Genomic DNA, 17160 nt, shown 5'->3' with positions numbered 1-17160 from the left:
TGCGCGTAGTGGTCCGCGGTGCCGGCCATCACAGCGAATGCGCGCGCTGGGCTCGAACACGGCGAATAGTCCGACGACGTGCGCCTCCCGCGCGATGCGCTCGTGAGCCAGCCGCCACAGCCGCAGCCGCATGAGCGCTAGGCAACGTGCTTTCGCGGCGATACGGGCATGCGCTTGACGTGGGTCAAAGCCATCCGACGCAAATAGCGGACGATGTCCTGACGCCGCGATCCGGGCGCTGGCAGTCATGGCCCGCGTTCCGGAAACAGAAAAGAGTGGGGAGGCGGGATCATGGGACTCGGAATGCAAATCGACTTTCTCGGATTCGCCGGCTCCAGCGACGCGGAGCGCGAGGCGGGCATCGAACTCGTGCGGCTCGAGCGCAGCGCAAGAGACATCGCCGATTGCCGCCTGACGCTTGAGGCCTATCGCGATCCCTCCGGGCGCCGCCTTTTCGATGCGCGCCTCGACCTCGTCACGCGCGACTTCAAGCTGTTGCCGGTGCAGCGGAGCACGGACGCGGACATCCGCATCGCGATTCATCGCGCATTCGACAACGCGGTGCGCCTGCTTTCGCAGCGGCGCATGCCATCGCCGGCGCGCTGATGGTTGCCGGTCGCTACTTGCTTACGCATCGGCGGCCCAGTGCGCGAAAGCACGATGGACACGCGCAGGCAAACAGGCGGACGTGTCCCAGCGACGAATGGCGCGCAAGACACATCACGACGATGCTGGCGCGGGCGCGCGATGCCCTTGATCTGTATCAACGGCGGCGGGCGCATGCGGGCGGACACTGGTTGGGTATCGCGACCTGATGTGAGGACTTTCATCATGGACATCGCATTCCTGGAAGGCGCGCCGCTTTATCGGGGCGACGAACCCGCGCTCCTTTTCTACGCGCTCGCCGACGGCGAACGTATCCCGTGCACCATTTCCGCCGAGGCGTTGATGGATCACTTCGGCGCGGCGTCGTCGCGGGTGGACGACTTGCTGCACGCGTTCGACACGCATCGCGCGGATATCGAAGGCGCCGCCGAGCAATTGCTGACGAGCGTGGGGCGCACGCCGGTCAAGCTGCGCAGCGGCTACTTCCGCTTCAGCGACGGCACGGCCGCGTTGCACCCGCATCGCGACTGGAAGCTGCACGACGACGCTCATCCCGCAGACAACGCGGCGCCGCGCGAACGCAGCGCACATCGCTAATGCAGCACTAAGGCAACACTAACGCATCGCACGGAGGCGGACGATGCGCGCAATGCTCTTCGACGGAACCGGCCCGCGATTGCGCGCCGCCGATACCGACGACCCCGTTGCCGGTCCGGGGCAGCTTCTGATCGATGTGATCGCGTGCGGCGTATGCCGCACCGATCTCCATGTCGTCGATGGCGAGCTCGCGCATCCGAGGCGGCCGGTCATTCCGGGGCATGAAGTCGTCGGACGCGTGGCCGCGATCGGCGCGGGCGTGGAAGGCTTCGCGCCGGGCGACCGCGTCGGCGTGCCGTGGCTCGGCCATGCGTGCGGGCGCTGCCGCTACTGCTCGACGCATCGCGAGAATCTGTGCGATGCGCCGGGCTTCACCGGCTACACGCTCAATGGCGGCTATGCCGAGCGCATGGTCGCGGAGAGCCGCTTCTGCCTGCATCTTCCATCACGCTATTCGGACATCGAGGCCGCGCCGCTCCTGTGCGCCGGACTCATCGGCTACCGGACGCTGAAAATGGCGGGCGACGCCGAGCGCATCGGCATCTACGGTTTCGGCGCGGCAGCGCATATCGTCGCGCAGATCGCGCGGCACGAGGGCCGCACCGTCTACGCCTTCACGCGCCGCGGCGACAGCGCCGCTCAATCGCTCGCTATGCGACTGGGCGCGACATGGGCCGGCGGCAGCGACGAACGCCCGCCTGCCGAACTCGACGCCGCGCTCATCTTCGCGCCCGCCGGCGCGCTCGTGCCGGCGGCGCTCGCGGCGCTGGGCAAGGGCGGCATCGTCGTGTGCGGCGGCATCCATATGAGCGACATTCCCGCATTCCCGTATTCGCTGCTGTGGCAGGAGCGGCGCATCGCGTCGGTTGCGAACCTGACGCGCGCGGACGGGCAGGAATTCATGGCGCGCGCGGCGGCCATTGCGCTTCATGTGCAAACGCGCGTGTACGCGCTCGCCGACGCGAACGTGGCGCTCGCGGATCTCCGCGAAGGGCGCATGGTCGGCGCCGCTGTGCTGCGTATCCACGAGTGAGGCGAGAGGCGGCCGAACTGGATACGTCGAACGCTAGCGGTTCTTCAGCCGCGCCCGCTGGGGAATGCGGACGTCGCGGCACGCGCGGCTTCCGGTGGCGCATCGCCGAGCGATTTTTCGATCCCGCGAAGAACCGCACCGCCCGCGCGCGCGATGAGCGCAATGCCGACGCTGGCCGCGCCGGGCCGTTCAGTCGCTTTCGGCAGCGGCCTGCCGGCGCGCGATTTCCTCGGCGTCGTGGCCCGGCACGAGCAATACCGGCCAGCGCGAAAGTCGCAGGAAACGCTCGGCGACGCTGCCCAGCACGAGCCGCCGCCAGCCGCGCCGGCCATGCGTGCCCATCACGACGAGGTCGGCGCCGAAGTCCTGCGCGCAATGACAGATGCGCTGGGCGATGTCGTCGCCCGTCAGTTCGACTTCGGCGATGCGCGGCTTGCCGCTCACGCCCTCGCGATCCATGCGCTTCGCCGCATCGGATGTCAGGCGCCGGCCTTCGTCGAGCATGGATTCGCGCATGTCGGAATAGCACGCGGCGGCGGCGTCGTAGGCGACCGGCTGGAGATCGATCACGAACAGCGGCTGCAACTCGGCGCGATTGTCGCGCGCGATCTTGAGGGCTTCGTCGAACGCGTGCGCGGAAGTCGCGCTGCCGTCGATGGGGGCGAGGATGCGTGTGTACATGGCGGGCTCGTCACGGTGGTTTGTCGTGAACGACTTTACCGAAGGCGTCGCCGAGCGGATTGACCGGGATCAAGCGAATCCGCTAAGGCATCGAAGGGTCCGGTTGACCTGCTCGAAGGCTTCGGGCGGCACGCCGATAGAGTCGAATCAAACGGAAGGTGGAAGGAGCGACTGGACCGTCACTTGCACCACGGCACAGGGGCCGCAAGGCTTCGTGTGTTCGATCGGCGTCGAGCATCGCAACGTGGAAGGCGGCCGCTTCGTGCATCGCTTCTGCCACGCATGCACGCTCGATAGCGAACGCGACGCGGTGATCGCCGGATTGCGCGAAGGCATCGCGTGGATCGGGCTCGAGGCCGCAAGAACGATCGCGGTGTAGAACGCGGGCGCAGCGGCTCGCTCATTGGCCAGCGTCTTGCGCGAGTCCGCTCAAGGGAATGTCGACGTCGATGCGAAAGCCGTTGCCCGGAACGCTTCGAAACGCGATGACGCCGCCGAGCTGCCTCACGCGCTCGCCCATCCCGAGCAGGCCGAACGCATGCGCCGCGCGAGGCTTGGCGAGATCGGCGCCACGGCCGTTGTCCTCGATCGTCAGCCTGCAGCGGTCGCCCGCGCAGCTTGCCTCGATACGCACTTCGCTCGCGTGCGCGTGCCGCACGACGTTTGTGAGCGCTTCCTGCACGAGACGAAACATGGAAGTCGCCGCATCGCCGCCGAGTTCCATCTCTTCGCCGTCGAGATCGAGCGCGATCGAAAGACCGTGACGGCGGCGGAAATCGTTGACGAGCCATTCGATCGCGGCGAAAAGGCCGAGATCGTCGAGCACCGGCGGACGCAAACCCGCGGCGATTCGTCTGAGCGAAGCGATGACCGTGTCGATCTGCGCCCGGATGCCCCGCGTGTCGGCAAGCGAATGACGCGCGAACCCGGCGCCTTCGCGCTGTGAATCCAGTGCGGCGATCTGCATCTTGAGCGCCGCGAGCTGCTGGCCGAGATCGTCGTGCAGTTCGCGGGAAATGGTGGCCCGTTCGTCCTCCAGCGCCGCCTGAACATGCGCGGACAGTTCGCGCGCATGCTGCAGTTCGGCGAGGCGCAAGCGGTCCGTCATGTCGCGCGTGACCTTCGCGAAACCGATCAGCTTGCCGTTTTCATCGCGCAACGCCGTGACGACGACGTTGGCCCAGAAGCGCGTCGCGTCCTTGCGCACGCGCCAGCCTTCGTCTTCGATGCGGCCCTTCGATGCGGCGGCCTCCAGTTCCTTTTGCGGCTTCTTCGCGGCGATATCGTCGGACGGATAGAACACGGAGAAATGCCGGCCCACGATCTCGTGCGCATCATAGCCCTTGATGCGCCGGGCGCCGTTGTTCCATGTGACGATGTTGCCGCGTTCGTCGAGCAGAAAGATGGCGTAATCCTCGACGGACTCGACGAGCAGCCGGAAATGCGCGTCGGTCCAAAGGGGAGAAATGATCGCGCCCTCGTCCGGCGGCGCGCTCGCGAGGGAAGGGGACGAACCGCATGCAGGGCGCATCGGGTTTCTCCGTGGCTGGAATCGTGGACATCGCGACCGTTTGCAGTGTAGATGCGGCGAATGTACCCGTCACGCCGCCGCGCGGCACGGCCACGCGCGGATCGCGAAACGGTTCGCTGCGCCGGCGTTCGGTAACGCTTTGCACGCGAGAGCCGTTGCCTCGATAATGCGACGACCTTCGTCGCGCCTCACGGCTCATGCGCTCATGACCGAAATCGAATCCTCGGTGCTCGTCTTCGTGCTGCTGCTCGCGAGCACGGGCATCGGCGCGATCGTGCGGCCGGTGCTGCCCGAGGAGCACAAGGCGCAGGAGACGGTGCAACTCGTGCAGTTGGTCGTCGGCATGCTGGTCACGTTCGCCGCGCTCGTGCTGGGCCTTCTCACGGCGTCCGCGAAAACCGTGTTCGACACGACCGACAGCGACATTCGCAGCTATGCCGCCGCGATCATCGAACTCGATCACGCGATGCGCGATTACGGCGCGGACCTCGACGCCACGCGCGCGCTCATGCGCGCCTACACGGCGGCGGCGGTCGCGAGTACGTGGCCGAACGAGCCGCCTCCGGCGGGCGGCGGCTATCCGCGCATCGAGGCCGCGCCGCGCGCAAGCGGCCAGCTCGCAAGCCGCACGCTCGGCGACATGCTCGAGCGCGGCGAGCGTCAGGTGCGCCTGCTGGCACCCGCCGACGCGTATCGCCGCAAGCTCGCCGACGACATCGCCACGCGCTTCGAGCAACTGATCGCGCTGCGCTGGAAGCTGATCGACGAAGCGCACGGCTCGATCTCCTATCCGTTCGACCGCATTCTCGTCGGCTGGCTGCTCATCATCTTTCTGTGTTTCGGGCTGATCGCGCCGCGCAACGCGCTTTCGCTCGTGACCATCATGCTCGGGGCGCTGTCGATCGCGTCGGCGGTGCTCGTCATCCTCGATCTCGACACGCCTTTCAGCGGGCCGATCATGGTACACAGCCAGCCCATGCGCGACGCGCTCGCCTACCAGAGCCGCTGATGCCGACCACGCTCTATGCCGATCCGCGCACGGTCGCCCTCTACGACGCGCTCAATCCCGCCGGCCCCGACACGGCGTTCTATCTCGCGCTCGCGGAAGGCGCGGGGCGTATCGTCGATCTCGGATGCGGCACCGGCCTGCTCACCTGCCTCTTCGCGGAGCGCGGCTATCGCGTGACGGGCATCGATCCTTCGCGCGAGATGTTGCGCATCGCGCGCGGGCGCGCGCACGGCGAGCGCGTGCGCTGGATCGAGGGCGACGCGGCCGCGTTGCCGTTCGTCGGCGCGGCGGATTTGCTGGTGATGACGGGCCACGTCGCGCAGATCTTCCTCGACGATGCATCGCTCTTCGCGACGCTCGCCGCTGCCCGCCGCGCGTTGCGGCCAGGCGGACGCATTGCGTTCGAAAGCCGCAATCCGGCGGCGCGGGCCTGGGAGGACTGGACGCCGGAACGCTCGCTGCGGCGCGTGCGCGGCGCCGATGCGCGCACGGCCGATGTCTGGCTGGAGCGCCACGCATCGCCCGATCCGCTCGTGACGGGCCGCGTCGCGTTCACGACGCACTATCGCTTCGAGGGCGCCGCGCAAACGCTGCAAGCGATGAGCGAACTGCGCTTTTACAGCCGCGACGAACTCGCGCGCCTCTTGACGCGCGCGGGGTTCGCGCACATCGACTGGTATGGGGACTGGAACCGCGCGCCGGTGGACGAAACGAGCCGCGAGCTGATCGCGGTGGCGCGCTAGGCGAGAAGCCGCGCGGGAAAGCGCGGCGGCGTTGAATCGGAACCCGGAACTCAGAACTCGACGACGACGAAGTCTTCCTTGCCGACGTCGCATTCCGGGCAGCGCCACGCGGCGGGAATATCGGCGAAGCGCGTGCCCGGCGCGATGCCTTCGCCCGGCAGGCCGTTCTGCTCGTTATAGACCCAGCCGCAAATCAGGCACACCCAGCTTTTGTATTCGATGACTTCGCTCACGACACACTCTCGTTCTCGGATTGAAACGGGCCGCGCGTGCATTCAGGACGGCGCGGCAAACGGCGAGGCGGCATCTTACCCGAAACGCCTGGGCGCATTGTTTCGGGCGCAAACGCCGCGAAAGCGCAGCAAAGCACGCGCGATGCGCGTCGCCGAAAGGCGGGTGTATTCTGGCTGGCGCTTTTGCGGCGAAGGCCGCGCCATCACTCGCCACTACTCGCCACTACTCGCCATACTCGCTTTCTCGATGCGATTCACGCGACAGGAGAACACGATGCTGAACAAAACGCTTTGCACCGCCGCGCTGTCGGGCGCGTTCGCGCTCGCGGCATTCGCGGGCGCGGCTCACGCACAATCACGCGTCTATTTCATCGAGCCGAAAGACGGCGCGACGGTGACGAGCCCTGTGCACGTGAAGTTCGGCATCGACGGCATGAAGCTCGCGCCGGCGGGCACGATGACCGAAGGCACGGGGCACCACCATCTGCTGATCGATAGCGGCCCGCTGCCCAAAGGCACCGTCATTCCGGCGAGCGATACGTCGCTGCACTACGGCAAGGCGCAGACCGAAGCCGACGTGAAACTGCCGCCCGGCGACCATACGCTCACGATGCAGCTCGGCGACGGCGCCCATCGCTCGTATGGGCCGGAGATGGCGCAGACCATCCGGGTTCACGTCCGCTAAGCGGGGAACGAGCGGGACAGCGCGCCTCGTCCGTTCGGCCAGGGCGCCGATGGATGCGGGCAACATCGGTACAATGGCCGCTTGCGCTGTATCCCTATCGTTCGCAATTCATCCCCATGTCGCTCTATTCCATCTCGGACGCACAACTCGCGTTCGGTCACGTCGCATTGCTGGATCACGCCGACTTCTCGCTCGAGGCGGGCGAGCGCGTCGGGCTGATCGGGCGCAACGGCGCGGGCAAGTCGTCGCTCCTGAAAATCGTCGCGGGACTCGCCGCGGCCGATGACGGCCTCGTCACGCGCCAGAACGAACTCACGACCGTCTATGTGCCGCAGGAGCCGGAGTTCGACCTCGACGCGTCCGTGTTCGATGTCGTCGCCTCGGGCCTCACCGAAGCGCGCGCGTTGCTCGACGAATACGACGACGTCGCGCATCGGCTCGCGGACACGCCCGAAGGCGCGCAGCACGACGCGTTGCTCTCGCGCATGAACGCGCTGCAATCGGCGCTCGATCTGCGCGACGCGTGGAACTGGCGCACGCGCGTTTCGACGACGCTCGCGCAGATTGGTCTCGACGGCGACGCACGCGCGGGCGCGCTCTCGGGCGGCATGCGAAAGCGCGTCGCGCTGGCGCGGGCGCTCGTCGTGCAGCCGGACGTGCTGCTGCTCGATGAGCCGACCAACCATCTCGACTTCGAAGGCATCCGCTGGCTCGAGGATTTGCTCGTCACCTTGCGCTCCGGGCTGCTTTTCATCACGCACGACCGCGCGTTTCTGGATCGCGTGGCGACGCGCATCGTCGAGCTGGATCGCGGGCGTCTGCTGTCGTATCCCGGCAATTTCAGCGCATATCAGATTCGCAAGGCGCAGCAGCTCGAAGTCGAGCAAGTGGAACAGGCCAAGTTCGACAAGCTGCTCGCGCAGGAAGAAGTGTGGATTCGCAAGGGCGTGGAGGCGCGGCGCACGCGCAGCGTCGGGCGCATTGCGCGGCTCGTCGAAATGCGCAATGAACGCGCGGAACGCCGCAACGTGCAGGGCAATGTCAGGCTCGACGTGGGACAGGGCGAGAAGTCCGGCAAGATCGTCGCGGAACTGACGGATGTGACCAAGCGCTACGGCGATCGCACCATCGTCGATCGCTTCACGGCCACCGTCATGCGCGGCGACAAGATCGGGCTCGTCGGTCCGAACGGCGCGGGCAAGACCACGCTGCTCAAGCTGATTCTCGGCGAATTGCAGCCCGACGAAGGGCGCGTTCGCCCCGGCACGAACATCCAGACCGCGTATTTCGACCAGATGCGCGCGCAACTCGATCTCGACAAATCGCTCGCGGACACGATCAGCCCCGGCAGCGAGTGGGTCGAAGTGAACGGCGTCAAGAAGCACGTCATGAGCTATCTCGGCGACTTTCTTTTCGCGCCCGAACGCGCGCGCTCGCCGGTTCGCTCGCTCTCGGGCGGCGAGCGCAATCGCCTGTTGCTCGCGCGTCTTTTCGCGCGCCCGGCGAACGTGCTCGTGCTCGACGAGCCGACCAACGACCTCGACATTCCCACGCTCGAACTGCTCGAGGAACTGCTCGCGGACTACGACGGCACCGTGCTGCTCGTGAGCCACGACCGCGCGTTTCTGGACAACGTCGTGACCTCCGTGTTCGCGGCGGAAGGCGGCGGCAAGTGGCGCGAGTACGTCGGCGGTTTCTCCGACTGGCAGATTCAGCGCGAACGTTCGGACCGCATCGCCGAGGAAGCGGCGCGGCAGAGCGCGAAGGAAACTCCGAAGGAGGACGCGCCCAAGGAGAGCGCGGCAGGCCGCAACGCGCAGCGCACGGTCAAACTCTCGTTCAAGGAACAGCGCGAACTGGAAGCGCTTCCCGCGCGCATCGCGGACCTGGAAGAGGAGCAGAAGCGCATCGGCGCGCAGCTCGAAGACGGCTCGATCTTCGCGAAGGACGCGAAGGAAGGGGCGCGGCTGTCTGAGCGCCACGCGGCCATCGAAGACGAACTCCTCGTCGCGCTGGAACGCTGGGAAGAGCTGGAAGCGAAGCGCAAGTAAGCCGTCTTGCACGGCGCCGCGCGCATCGTCAAGATGGGCGTGGCGGGCGAAAACCGCTATTCTCCTAGCGCGGCGCGGCAGGCGAACGCGGCACGAGTCCGCTCACGCCGGCCTCGTCAGGCAATCCTCGAGCATTCGATCAAGCATTCGCCGGCATCGCGGCGTCGTGCGGTGAGCATTCCCGCTCGTCTCGCAGAAGGCCGGACCAACGTTCAACTATGTCCACGAAAAAATCCAGTGCGGCCGAAGCAGTCACCACGAAGCGCGCGATGAGCGCGAAGGCGGCCGGTTACAGCGAAGCATCGATCAAGGTGCTGAAGGGACTCGAGCCGGTCAAGCAGCGGCCGGGCATGTACACGCGCACCGAGAATCCGCTGCACATCGTGCAGGAAGTCATCGACAACGCCTCGGACGAAGCGCTCGGCGGCTACGGCAAGCAGATCACGGTCACGCTGCACACGGACAACTCGGTGTCCGTGGAAGACGACGGCCGCGGGATTCCGTTCGGCATGCACCCGGAAGAAGGCGTGCCGGTCGTCGAGATCGTGTTCACGCGGCTGCACGCGGGCGGCAAGTTCGACAAGGCCGCGGGCGGCGCGTACACGTTCTCGGGCGGTCTGCACGGCGTCGGCGTATCGGTGACGAACGCGCTCGCCACGCGCCTCGAAGTCACGGTCTGGCGCGACAACAAGGTCGCGCAACTCGCGTTCGCCAACGGCGATGTCATCGAGCCGCTCACGACGCGTTCCGTCGAACGCGGCGAGAAGAAGACCGGCACGCGCGTGCGCGCATGGCCGAACGCGAAGTATTTCGATTCCCCCAATCTGCCGCAGGGCGAGTTGCAGCGCCTCTTGCGCTCGAAGGCCGTGCTGCTGCCGGGCGTCGAAGTGGTGCTCGTCGTCGAGAAGACGGGCGAGCGTCAGACGTGGAAGTACGAGGACGGTCTGCGCGGCTATCTGCTCGAAGGGATGGGCGGCAGCGAACTGCTGATTCCGCTTTTCGAAGGCGAGCGCTATGCGGACAACTCGCGCTCGAACGAAGAAACGTTCGCCGAAGGCGAGGGCGCGTCGTGGGTCGTCGCGTGGAGCGAGGAAGGGCCGCTCTTGCGCGAATCATATGTGAACCTCATTCCGACGCCCGCGGGCGGCACGCACGAATCCGGCCTGCGCGACGGTCTCTTTCAGGCGGTCAAGAACTTCGTCGAGATTCACAATCTGCAACCGAAGGGCGTCAAGCTGCTCGCGGAAGACGTGTTCGCGCGCGTGTCGTTCGTGCTGTCGGCGAAGGTGCTGGACCCGCAGTTCCAGGGGCAGATCAAGGAACGCCTCAATAGCCGCGATGCCGTGAAGCTCGTGTCGTCGTTCTTGCGGCCGGCGCTGGAGTTGTGGCTGAATCAGCACGTCGAATACGGCAAGAAGCTCGCGGAACTCGTCATCCGGCAGGCGCAGGCGCGCACGCGCGCGGGCCAGAAGGTCGAGAAGCGCAAGAGTTCGGGCGTGGCCGTGCTGCCGGGCAAGCTGACCGATTGCGAATCGACGGACATCACGCGCAACGAGCTTTTCCTCGTGGAAGGCGATTCGGCGGGCGGGTCCGCGAAGATGGGCCGCGACAAGGAATTCCAGGCCATTTTGCCGTTGCGCGGCAAGGTGCTGAACACCTGGGAAACCGAGCGCGACCGCCTCTTCGCGAACAACGAAGTGCATGACATCGCGGTGGCCATCGGCGTCGATCCGCATAGTCCCGACGATCAGATCGATCTCTCGAACTTGCGCTACGGCAAGATTTGCATCCTGTCGGACGCGGACGTCGACGGCGCGCACATTCAGGTTCTCCTGCTCACGCTTTTCTTCAAGCATTTTCCGCAACTGATCGAACGCGGTCACGTATGCGTCGCGCGTCCGCCGCTCTTTCGCGTCGATGCTCCCGCGCGCGGCAAGAAGCCCGCGCAGAAGCTCTACGCACTCGACGAAGGCGAACTGGAAGCGATTCTCGACAAGCTGCGCAAGGACGGCGTGCGCGAGACGCAATGGAGCATCAGCCGCTTCAAGGGCCTCGGCGAAATGAGCGCGGAACAGCTGTGGGACACGACGATGAACCCCGACACGCGCCGCCTGCTGCCGGTCGGTCTCGGCGATCTCGGCTTCGATCTCACCGTCTCGCGCATGACGATGCTGATGGGCAAGGGCGAAGCGGCGTCGCGCCGAAGCTGGCTCGAAGAGAAGGGCAACGAGGTCGAAGCGGACATCTGACGCTCGATCAACGCACTGATACGGAAATTCGATGGGAATCACAGACGATCTTTTCGCCGAACAGCAAGCGGCGCCAGACGCAGAGCAACTGACCCTCGGCGATTACGCCGAGCGCGCCTATCTCGACTACGCGGTGAGCGTGGTGAAGGGCCGCGCGCTGCCCGACGTATCGGACGGGCAGAAGCCCGTGCAGCGCCGCATTCTCTACGCGATGAGCGAAATGGGACTCGCCAGCACGGCGAAGCCGGTGAAGTCGGCGCGCGTGGTCGGCGACGTGCTCGGCAAATATCATCCTCATGGCGATCAGTCCGCGTATGACGCGCTCGTGCGTCTCGCGCAGGACTTTTCGATGCGCTATCCGCTCATCGACGGGCAAGGCAATTTCGGCTCGCGCGACGGCGACGGCGCGGCGGCCATGCGATACACCGAAGCGCGCCTCACGCCGATCGCGCGGCTTCTGATGGACGAAATCGATCAGGGCACGGTCGATTTCATGCCGAACTACGACGGCTCGTTCGAAGAGCCGAAGCTCCTGCCCGCGCGTCTGCCTTTCCTGCTGCTCAACGGCGCATCGGGCATTGCGGTCGGTCTCGCGACGGAAGTGCCATCGCACAATCTGCGCGAAGTCGCGCAAGCCGCCGTCGCGATGATCCGCGATCCGAAGCTCGACCACGCCGGCGTGATGGAAAAGCTCAACGGTCCGGACTTTCCCGGCGGCGGGCAGATCATCTCGTCGCAGGCGGAAATCTCGGCGGCCTATGAAACGGGGCGCGGCAGCCTCAAGGTGCGCGCGCGCTGGAAGATCGAAGACTTGGCGCGCGGCCAGTGGCAGCTCGTCATCACCGAATTGCCGCCGAGCACGTCCGGCCAGAAGGTGCTCGAGGAAATCGAGGAACTGACCAACCCGAAGATCAAGCTCGGCAAGAAAACGCTGACGCCGGATCAGTTGCAGACCAAGCAGACGCTGCTCGGCCTGCTCGACACCGTGCGAGACGAGTCGGGCAAGGACGCGCCCGTGCGCCTCGTCTTCGAACCGAAGTCGAGCCGCATCGATCAGACGGAGTTCGTCAATTCGCTGCTCGCGCATACGAGCCTGGAATCGAACGCGGCGATCAACCTCGTGATGATCGGCGCGGACGGCCGGCCACGTCAGAAAGGCATCGTCGAAATTCTTCACGAGTGGGTCGGTTTCCGCTTCGTGACGGTCACGCGCCGGACGCAGCATCGCCTGAACAAGGTCAACGACCGCATTCATATTCTCGAAGGGCGGATGATCGTCTTTCTGAATATTGACGAAGTCATTCGCATCATTCGCGAAGCCGAGCAGCCGAAAGAGGCGCTGATCGCGCGCTTCAACCTGTCGGACCGGCAGGCGGAAGACATCCTCGAAATCCGGCTGCGTCAGCTTGCGCGGCTGGAAGCGATCAAGATCGAACAGGAACTGTCCGAACTGCGCGACGAGAAGAAGAAGCTCGAAGAACTCCTCAACAGCGACGCCGCGATGAAGCGCCTGCTCATCAAGGAAATCGAAGCCGACGCGAAGCAGTACGGCGACGACCGGCGCACGCTCATCCAGCAGGCCACGCGCGCGACGTTGGAGACGCGCGTCGTCGACGAGCCGGTGACGGTCGTCGTCTCGCAGAAGGGCTGGGTGCGCGCGCTGAAGGGTCACGGACTCGATCCGGCGGGCTTCACGTTCAAGGCCGGCGATTCGCTCTATGCGGTGTTCCAGGCGCGCACGCCGGATACGCTCATCGCGTGGGGCAGCAACGGGCGCGTGTACTCGGTGCCGGTCGCGGCGCTGCCGGGCGGACGCGGTGACGGCGTGCCGGTCACGTCGCTCATCGAACTGGAATCCGGCACGCACTTGCTGCATTACTTCGCGGCGTCGGCGGAGCAGCAACTGCTTCTGGCGTCGAGCAACGGCTTCGGCTTCATTGCGAAGATCGGCGACCTGGTGAGCCGCAACAAGGCGGGCAAGTCGTTCATGACCATCGACGAAGGCGCCGCGCCGCTCGCGCCGATGCCGGTGGTGCCGGGCGCGAGCCATGTCGCGTGTCTGTCGAGCGCGAGCCGCCTGCTCGTCTTCGGCATGGACGAGATGAAGACGCTCGCGGGCGGTGGGCGCGGCGTCACGCTGATGGCGCTCGATCCGAACGAAACGCTGCGTCAGGCGCTCGCCATCGACGCGCGCGGCGTGCTGCTGATCGGAACCGGGCGCGGCGGCAAGGTGAGGGAAGAGAAGCTCGCGGGAACGCAACTGCAACTGCATCTCCGCAAGCGCGCGAGAAAGGGGCGTGCGCCGGAAACATCGCTGAAGGTGAGCGAGATGCGGCCGGTGTTCGAGGGCTGACACGATCCCGGCCTGTTCTACGCCTCGCTGCGAATATCGCAGCGAGGCGTTTTCTTTTGCGCTTCGCGTCGAAGCGTTTCGGAACTGACGCGCCGACGTTCAGTCGAAAGGCCACACTTCATTCACCAGCCGCCCGGAAATCTCCATGACCAAAGCCATCGAAGCCGCACTCTTTCTGCATCTGCTCGGTGTGGCCGTATGGATAGGCGGGATGATCTTCGCGCATTTCTGCCTGCGCCCCGCGCTCGGCGACCTCACGCCGCAATTGCGCCTGCCGCTCTGGGAAGCCGTGTTCGCGCGGTTCTTCAACTGGGTCGCGGGCGCGGTGCTCATCATCCTGCTGACGGGCGGCTTCCTGCTCGTGGAATACGGCGGCGCGCACGCCGCATGGCCGCTTCATGCGATGGCGGGCCTCGGCATCGTGATGATGCTCATCTTCGGGCATATCCGCTTCGGCGTGTTTCCGCGCATCCGGCGCGCGGTGCAGGCGCAGAACTGGCCCGATGGCGCACGCGCGGTCGGCACGGTGCGGCGGCTCGTCGTCGTGAATCTCGTGCTCGGCATCGTGACGGTCGGAACGGCGGTGTTGTCGCGCGGCATCTGAACGACGCGATACGCGAGCCTCAGGCGCCGCGCTCGTCGCTCAAGGCCGTGCTCGACGGCTCCTGACCGAAGCTGCGCAATCCGAGCACACCCCGTCCGATCGGCCAGCCGCATACGCCGAAGCGATCCAGAAGCGCCTGCACGCCATCGGCGGGAACGGGGCGCGAGAACAGGAAGCCTTGCGCCTCGACCGGCCCGAGCGCCGCGAGCCATGCGATCTGCTCTTCGCGCTCGGTGCCTTCCACCACGACCGTCAGGCCGAGCGACCGCGCGAGATTGATGATCGCGGCGACCATCACGCAGACGCTGCGGTCTTCGGGAATCGCCTGGATGAACGAGCGGTCCACCTTGAGCGTATCCACCGAAAAGCGGTTCAGATAGGACAGCGACGAATATCCGGTGCCGAAGTCGTCGCGCGCGATGCGAACGCCCAGGCGCTTGAGCGCGACGATCTTCTCCTGCACCAGCTCCGGATATTCCACCATCACGGTCTCGGTGATTTCGAGTTCGAGCTTGTCGGGCGGGATGCCGGTCGCGTCGATGGCGCGCGCGACGGTCTCGAGCAGATCGCCGCGCCAGAACTGCACGGCCGAAATGTTGACCGCGAGCGACAGCGCGGTGTAGCCCGCGCGCTGCCACTGCGCGAGTTGCGCGCAGGCCGTATGAATCACGAAGTCGCCGACCGCGACGATCAGGCCCGTCGACTCCGCGACCGGAATGAATTCGTTGGCCGGAATCAGCCCGTGCTGCGGATGATGCCATCGCACGAGCGCCTCGAAGCCGGTGATGCAGCGGCGCGCGAGATCGATCTTCGGCTGGTACACGAGAAAGAGCTGCCGCTCGGTGAGCGCAACGCGCAACTGCTGCTCCCACTTCATCAGATGGTCCGCGCGGTGCGAAAGCTGCGGCGAATAGAACTGATAGCAGTTCTTGCCCGCGTCCTTCGCGCTGTACATCGCGAGGTCCGCTTTCTTGAGCAAGTCGACTTCGCTTTCGTTCGACACCGAGAAAAGCGCAATGCCGATGCTCGCGTGCAGCACGAACGCGCTGCCGCGCACGTCGAAGGGCGTCGCGAACATCGTCGAAATGTCGTCGGCGAGCGCGACGGCGCGCTTCTCGACGTCATCGCCCTTCACGATCACGACGAACTCGTCGCCGCCGATGCGCGAGAGCATGCCGCTCTGACCCACCGTCTGCGCGAGGCGCGACGCCGTCATCTGCAGCACGATGTCGCCGGCGTTGTGGCCGAGCGTGTCGTTCACCGTCTTGAAGTTGTCCAGATCGATGAAGAGCAGCGCGAGCCGCCCGATGTTCTCGGTCTGGCCGACGTCGGCACGCAGCGCGCGCAGCGTCGAATAGCGATTGCGCAGGCCCGTGAGCAGGTCGTATTCGACCAGATGCGTCATCTCGCGCTCGCGCCCGAGCAGCTTGCCGATGAGACCCGTCGCCACCGCGAAGAAGCCGAGCATCGCGAGCGAAATGAAGCTCGCCATCAGCAAATAGACGTTGCGCGTGTGGCGGTAGTCGGCCAGTTCCTCGCGCTCGGACAGGCCGACCAGCACGCCGAGCGGATAGCCGTCGATATGCCGGTACGACACGATGCGCCTCACGCCGTCGATGGGATCGGCATAGATACCGGAAGCCTGTTCGGAAGCAGGATAGACGCCGCTCGCGCTGAAGGCCGCGCGCGCCGACCCCGTGCCGTCGCGGGCGCTGCCTTTCGCGACGGCCTTCGGCGACGGCGTTTCCGCGAGCGTGCCGCCGGTGCTGCGCGCGAGCACCGAGCCGTTGTCCGACACGGCGGCGATCACGCCTTCGCGCCCGATGGAGGCGACGTTATAGAAGTCGCTGGTGAAATACGCCGGGTCTTCGGACACGACGACCACGCCCGCGAACGAGCCGTCCGCATGATTGAGCCGCCGTGTGATCTGCAGCGTCCACTTGCCGGACACGCGCCCGCGCACCGGACGGCTGATGTAGAGCAGGTCGTCGTTCGAACGCGCGTGAACCTTGAAGTGTTCGCGATCGGATAAATCGATCGGCTTCGGATGCGCGTCGTAGGTGTTCGCGGTCAGCCTGCCGTGTTCGTCGATGAGCGAGACCTGCACGAGCGTGTCGCTTTGCACGACGCCCTTGTCCACCGTCGCGACGAGATCGAACGTGTCGGGCGCTTTCTCGTACTCGTATTTGACGAAGCGCGTGATCTGATCGACCTGATGAATCGCCCGGATCGTGTGCTGTTCCAGCGCGGACGAGAGGATCGCGGCGGAGGCCATCGATTCGTGCGTCGTCGCTTCGCGTTCCACCGAAAGGCGCGCGAAGATGACCGCCCACAGAAGGACGAGCACGAAGGTGCCCAGTAGGGGCATCGCGAGCAGCGCGCGCCGCCGCCGCGCCGACGGAGGGGCCAGTTGGGATTCGCTCGCCGCGTGTGAGCGCGAACGCTTCATGAAGCGTTCGGTGCGGCGGAACCGCGTAGCGCGCGCCCGCCGAGGCGCGCGAGGTGGAAATGGCGAGACATGTGTCGAGACGTCCGGCGAGTGCCGTCCAATAAACCGCGCGTTGTCGCGGGAAGAGCGTGAAGACGAGCTTCAGGCAGGCTGAAAAGCATGCGCGTGCGTGGATGGTCACTGTTCGTGGCGCGAGGCTCGCGCAGCCACGATGTTTCATCGAAGCGCTAAACACGGAGCGCGGTGCGCTCGCAACACGCGCCGCGCCTTGGATTGCTCAGATAGTACTTGAAGCCGTGCGGGTTGAGAAAGCGAAAACGTGCCCGCGTCGGGTTT

Annotated in this window: 14 protein-coding genes and 1 pseudogene; 11 read left to right on the top strand and 4 right to left on the bottom strand. The window is 65.9% G+C overall.

The features are described 5' to 3' along the window. The first annotated feature begins 303 nt into the window (after positions 1 to 303). From LDZ27_RS09860 to LDZ27_RS09850, 3 genes and pseudogenes are all read left to right on the top strand, one after another. Entirely contained in the window at positions 304 to 606 is a 303-nt protein-coding gene (locus LDZ27_RS09860) for a hypothetical protein (protein WP_244813922.1), read from the top strand. A 225-nt stretch (positions 607 to 831) separates the two neighbouring features. Continuing rightward, positions 832 to 1116 (top strand): annotated as a pseudogene (locus LDZ27_RS09855) (DUF1488 domain-containing protein); the annotation flags it as partial. A gap of 130 nt (positions 1117 to 1246) precedes the next feature. Then, positions 1247 to 2236, top strand: coding sequence for a zinc-dependent alcohol dehydrogenase family protein (locus LDZ27_RS09850; protein WP_244813921.1), 990 nt, complete (start codon positions 1247 to 1249; stop codon positions 2234 to 2236). 189 nt (positions 2237 to 2425) lie between these two features. On the opposite strand, the gene LDZ27_RS09845 is transcribed toward LDZ27_RS09850, so the two are convergent. Beyond that, positions 2426 to 2917: a universal stress protein gene (locus LDZ27_RS09845; protein WP_244813920.1), complete on the bottom strand. Its 492-nt coding sequence runs from the start codon at positions 2915 to 2917 to the stop codon at positions 2426 to 2428. A 25-nt stretch (positions 2918 to 2942) separates the two neighbouring features. On the opposite strand from LDZ27_RS09845, the gene LDZ27_RS09840 reads away from it, so the two are divergent. Next, on the top strand, positions 2943 to 3296 hold the full coding sequence (locus LDZ27_RS09840) for a hypothetical protein (protein WP_244813919.1): 354 nt from the start codon (positions 2943 to 2945) through the stop codon (positions 3294 to 3296). Positions 3297 to 3317: 21 nt separating this feature from the next. Here LDZ27_RS09840 and LDZ27_RS09835 read toward each other — a convergent pair whose 3' ends face one another. Continuing rightward, positions 3318 to 4448, bottom strand: coding sequence for a PAS domain-containing sensor histidine kinase (locus LDZ27_RS09835; RefSeq protein ID WP_244813918.1), 1131 nt, complete (start codon positions 4446 to 4448; stop codon positions 3318 to 3320). A gap of 205 nt (positions 4449 to 4653) precedes the next feature. Here LDZ27_RS09835 and LDZ27_RS09830 point away from each other — a divergent pair, with 205 nt between their 5' ends. Together LDZ27_RS09830 and LDZ27_RS09825 are read left to right on the top strand one after the other, a co-directional pair. Further along, the gene (locus LDZ27_RS09830) at positions 4654 to 5457 is read left to right on the top strand and encodes a hypothetical protein (RefSeq protein ID WP_244813917.1); all 804 of its coding nucleotides are present in this window, start codon (positions 4654 to 4656) and stop codon (positions 5455 to 5457) included. After that, positions 5457 to 6200 (top strand): bifunctional 2-polyprenyl-6-hydroxyphenol methylase/3-demethylubiquinol 3-O-methyltransferase UbiG, encoded by a 744-nt coding sequence (locus LDZ27_RS09825; protein ID WP_244813916.1) that lies wholly within the window; start codon positions 5457 to 5459, stop codon positions 6198 to 6200. The genes LDZ27_RS09830 and LDZ27_RS09825 overlap by 1 nt, the downstream gene beginning before the upstream one ends. A gap of 50 nt (positions 6201 to 6250) precedes the next feature. On the opposite strand, the gene LDZ27_RS09820 is transcribed toward LDZ27_RS09825, so the two are convergent. Next, positions 6251 to 6433: a rubredoxin gene (locus tag LDZ27_RS09820; RefSeq protein ID WP_244813915.1), complete on the bottom strand. Its 183-nt coding sequence runs from the start codon at positions 6431 to 6433 to the stop codon at positions 6251 to 6253. Positions 6434 to 6707: 274 nt separating this feature from the next. On the opposite strand from LDZ27_RS09820, the gene LDZ27_RS09815 reads away from it, so the two are divergent. From LDZ27_RS09815 to LDZ27_RS09795, 5 genes are all read left to right on the top strand, one after another. Further along, positions 6708 to 7118 (top strand): DUF4399 domain-containing protein, encoded by a 411-nt coding sequence (locus LDZ27_RS09815; protein ID WP_244813914.1) that lies wholly within the window; start codon positions 6708 to 6710, stop codon positions 7116 to 7118. 116 nt (positions 7119 to 7234) lie between these two features. After that, on the top strand, positions 7235 to 9169 hold the full coding sequence (locus LDZ27_RS09810; RefSeq protein ID WP_244813913.1) for an ATP-binding cassette domain-containing protein: 1935 nt from the start codon (positions 7235 to 7237) through the stop codon (positions 9167 to 9169). Positions 9170 to 9438: 269 nt separating this feature from the next. Continuing rightward, the gene (locus LDZ27_RS09805; protein WP_244816107.1) at positions 9439 to 11418 is read left to right on the top strand and encodes a DNA topoisomerase IV subunit B; all 1980 of its coding nucleotides are present in this window, start codon (positions 9439 to 9441) and stop codon (positions 11416 to 11418) included. Between the two features lie 31 nt (positions 11419 to 11449). Continuing rightward, positions 11450 to 13771, top strand: coding sequence for a DNA topoisomerase IV subunit A (parC, locus tag LDZ27_RS09800; RefSeq protein ID WP_244813912.1), 2322 nt, complete (start codon positions 11450 to 11452; stop codon positions 13769 to 13771). A gap of 145 nt (positions 13772 to 13916) precedes the next feature. Beyond that, the gene (locus LDZ27_RS09795; protein ID WP_244813911.1) at positions 13917 to 14375 is read left to right on the top strand and encodes a CopD family protein; all 459 of its coding nucleotides are present in this window, start codon (positions 13917 to 13919) and stop codon (positions 14373 to 14375) included. 19 nt (positions 14376 to 14394) lie between these two features. Here LDZ27_RS09795 and LDZ27_RS09790 read toward each other — a convergent pair whose 3' ends face one another. After that, the gene (locus tag LDZ27_RS09790) at positions 14395 to 16824 is read right to left on the bottom strand and encodes a bifunctional diguanylate cyclase/phosphodiesterase (protein ID WP_244813910.1); all 2430 of its coding nucleotides are present in this window, start codon (positions 16822 to 16824) and stop codon (positions 14395 to 14397) included. Between the last annotated feature and the right edge of the window lie 336 nt (positions 16825 to 17160).

The organism is Caballeronia sp. Lep1P3 (genome assembly GCF_022879595.1).
In the GTDB taxonomy this organism is placed as follows: Bacteria; Pseudomonadota; Gammaproteobacteria; order Burkholderiales; family Burkholderiaceae; genus Caballeronia.
The sequence above is the reverse complement of the archived record's forward strand: the minus strand, read 5'-3'. Positions and strand labels throughout refer to the sequence as shown.